Raw genomic sequence first — 3,933 nt, forward strand, 5'->3', positions numbered from 1 at the left:
ACCCTGCTAATCGTAAATGGATCTGTTGCGTGTGTTCGATGATTTACGATCCAGTTGTTGGCGATCCTGACTCTGGTATTGCTCCTGGTACAGCATTTGAAGACATTCCTGAAGATTGGTCTTGCCCTATTTGTGGAGTGCAGAAGAAATCTTTTATTCCTTATGAAGAAGCAGTTGCTGCTTAGGTGTTTTTTTTGAAGCAAGAAGGAAGAAGGAAGAATATTGCTTTGTTTGAGTTTTAAGCTTTTTATCTGTCCTAACTTTTCCTTCAACTTCTATATATCAAATCTGACTGATAACTTACTATAAAATCACTGCCATAGGAAAGTAATCTCCAATAGTTTTTGGGATTACTTTTCTACATTAGATTTTGCATGATTTTAATTGGTGGTGGAAAAGACAATTTCTGCTGATTTTGGTAATTTAATGGGGATAAAATAATTGTTTGGGTAAAGGTAATCTTCGTTTGATTCGTCGATAACTCGAATCATTTGATATTTGGTGGCGGTAGTGTCGGGGATAACTTGATAAATTTTGCGAATTTCTAATAAAGTTTGGGTAGTTTTTGTTGTTAATGCAGATGAAAAATTGTCTGTAAAAATTAGGAGGTTGAATCATTATTTAGACATTAATAATTAATTTAGTTCTAATTGTTATAGATATAACTCTTAAATAATTACTCTTGAAGTGTCTTGAAATGAAGCTCTAAAAAATCTTTGAGTGACTGAGGACAGAGAACGCGAGGCGCTAGAATTTCTACTGCATTTTCTATAGTAATCTGAGTACGAGTTTTAAAAATAAATTTGCCATTTGAATCTCTTAAATTTGTAAGTTTATTGAGGAAAGTAACAAAAAACCATAATTCATACTTGCCTCTAATATATTGTTTGGCTTCATATTTTTTGAGATGATAGACAATTTTCCTGATCTGAATCCAACAATTTTTAGGTGTCTCTACACTGCATTGTTTTTCCAAATAAAATAGTTTTTTATACATGATTTTGACTATTTTCAAGTCATTTGTTAATTTGAATAAATTTTTTATTTGAAGATTATTACTATTCGGTTGATATTTTTGCTTTTTTAGATAAATTATCCATGAAATAATTGGCAAAAGATAGCGACAAAAAGTTTGCCATTCTTGCTCGAACTGATTTTCTATATCAGCAAGCTGAGTTGAGTCAGTAATATGATAAAAATCTTCGCAAACTCTTCTGAACATAGTTGCTGTGACTATGAAATTTTCAATAGAGTAGTAATCAGTAACATAAAGATTTTGATATTTAGGTAATACTTCATCTATGAAATTAGATAGGTCTTTATCTACAAAAAATAAAGTTCTACTTTTATTAGATACCCGCTCGATTACTTTTTCATATAACATATAAACTTTTTGCTTACCCCCACAAATATATTTAAAATCATAGTAATTTTGGGGAAGCATCTGTTTGATAAAGTGATTATAAAAGGAAACATCATCATTTCCTTCAAAAAAGAAATGAACAGTTTTTTGATGCTCTTTGTAATCTTTGATGAATTGTAGATAAGCATCTCCTGGTTCACGAGCATCTCTTAACTGGTCGGCAAAATTCATAATTATTGAGAAATAAATTCGGTTAATGAATGAGTATATGAATCTAGTTCATTGTCAAAAATAAATGGAGAATGTGTTACTGCAATTAGACCATTACAACGTCCACTATGCAAAATATCTGGTAAAAAACGTTTTTGCCAAGGTACTGATAAAGAAAGTTCTGGTTCATCTATAATCACAAAATAATCTGATGTATCTGATAAATATAGATGAGAAAAAAGTGATACAATTTGCTTTTCTCCAGAGGATAGCATTTTCAGATCAATTTCTTTATTTTCAGATTTTTGATTATTTTCATTCTTGATATTTTGTCGGTCTAAGGTGATATAAATTCTCAAATTAATATTGTCATACCGCAGTTGTTTGCCAACTAGATAATTATTACAAACATTGATAAAACTGCGAATATATTGTTCTTGTTCTTGTTGTTGTTTATGCCATTTAAGTAATTTGATTAGAAAATGAGCAGTAACCTTTTGGTCTTCTTCTATTTCTCCTTCATTTTTGATTTTGTCGAGCATATTCTGTAATTCTTTCTTCTCTTTTTCTGGAAGAAATTTTTCATCAATCCTACTAAAAATTGATTCAACAGTTTCATTATCTAAATTTTTTAATTCCTCCACCTCAACTTTTTGATAAACTTTATTAATTACATCCTTCAGATATGTTCCAGTGAGATTTTCTAACCGATTACGGATACTATCTTTTAAGTTATCCATTTTGCTATTTATAGTTTGCTCCACATCTTCCATACCAAATTCTACTAATTCCACATAATCTGTTCGTTTACTTATACTAGATATTTTTTTTTCATATAACTCTGAATCAAAATCCGGAAAAATCACTTTTAAATCTTGCTCAATTCGTCTATAAGTTGGTAGATAGAATTTTTTTTCTTTAACTATTTTTCCAATTTTTTTATCTATATCTAGTAGGTGAAAAGATGATGAAAAATATTCTTTTTTTTCTTCTACAGAAAAATTCAAAATCCTAGCAAATGCGTCCAAGTTTATTGATTCAAAAAAATTTGTTTTTAACTTATAATTATCTTCTAAAGATTCAGGAAAATATTGTTTTAAAACATCATAAGATTTTATCAAGGATTTTATAGAATTATTGAGGTGTGTTTTAGATATGAAAAGCTCCTGTTCGTTAATAACTATAGAAATTTGTTTGAAATCATAGTCATTAATTTTGTACCATTCACGAGCTAACAACAAGAAAATTAAATTAGCAACTGTACTTTTACCAGTACCATTTTCACCGACCAAAACGAGCTTATTATCCTTAATAGGAATTTTAAATGTTTGATAACCCCATAGATCCTCTATTGTAAATTCTGAAATTGAAATTGACATATCTATTTTCCTCAGTTTATTCAACCTGTTCTATAACAGCAAATTTGATGATTCTGTCTCACTTTAGATTTGATTATAGTAAAAAACATACCCATTATTTTAGGAAAATTCTATCTTGACAAATTTAACTGGTCTTCACAGGTATAAATAGTCATCATTGAAAATTATCGACTCTACCGAATATTGATATTATTTTTTTCTTTCCCCCTCTAAAAATCTATATATCTAACAGCAAAATCTCCTAAAGTCACAGTAAAATTATCCTGCTGTTTAGTCGCGGCAAAATTCACCACAACTTCACAAGCAACAGCAACAGTTAACATTACTAAATTTCTCGCTAATGGATAATCACAAATATCATCATTTACTGGAGAAGGTACTCGATAATTTTCATTCCAAATTATCTCTGAATAATCAGAAGCTAACCCTACATGAAGACAAGAAATATTAGCATCGGCACAATAATTTTTCACAGCACTCCGACTAATACTATTATCAAAAGTATCAATCACTAACTCACTTTTTGCTAATAGTTTACCCACATTTTCTTCAGTTAATTTTTGAGCTTGACCATCAATTTTTACTCCTAAAGCACGATAGAGACTATTGGTCAAAATTTTAACCTTAAAAGCTCCCACATCAGAACGATAATAAGGTTGAGTAGATAGGTTACGCTCCTCAATGCGATCGCAATCTATAACCCGTAATTTACTAAACCCAGAACGAGCTAAATTTTCAGTAATATTTGCTCCTAAAGCACCTGCACCACAAATAGTTATTGACAAATTTTTTAGCTTTGTCATAATTTCTGGACTGCGATAAAGTTGTTCGTGAAAAAACATAGTTTTGAAGGAAGAAGTAAGAGGTAAGAAGGAAGAAGGCGAGTGTGGATTCCCAAGGCAAGGAAGGAAGAGAAACGGCCTTTAAGTATACCTACAATGAAAGACCGAGCAACACAAGCACTTGTCAAAATGGCACTAG

4 protein-coding genes are annotated in these 3,933 nt (G+C 30.3%); 1 reads left to right on the top strand and 3 read right to left on the bottom strand.

Annotation, left to right across the window (positions count from 1 at the left end; genetic code table 11):
* Positions 1–185: rubredoxin (rd, locus tag AC3DU7_RS27670; protein ID WP_488042474.1), on the top strand; the 185-nt coding region annotated here is incomplete at its 5' end.
* Positions 186–676: 491 nt separating this feature from the next.
* Here rd and AC3DU7_RS27675 read toward each other — a convergent pair.
* The 3 genes from AC3DU7_RS27675 to AC3DU7_RS27685 form a co-directional block, all read right to left on the bottom strand.
* Positions 677–1,594, bottom strand: coding sequence for a DUF4435 domain-containing protein (locus AC3DU7_RS27675; protein ID WP_488042475.1), 918 nt, complete (start codon positions 1,592–1,594; stop codon positions 677–679).
* A gap of 2 nt (positions 1,595–1,596) precedes the next feature.
* Entirely contained in the window at positions 1,597–2,952 is a 1,356-nt protein-coding gene (locus AC3DU7_RS27680) for an AAA family ATPase (protein WP_488042476.1), read from the bottom strand.
* Positions 2,953–3,161: 209 nt separating this feature from the next.
* A complete protein-coding gene (locus AC3DU7_RS27685) occupies positions 3,162–3,794 on the bottom strand; it encodes a ThiF family adenylyltransferase (RefSeq protein ID WP_488042477.1) in 633 nt (210 codons plus the stop codon).
* Positions 3,795–3,933 lie beyond the last annotated feature (139 nt).

This window comes from Okeania sp. (assembly GCF_983059655.1).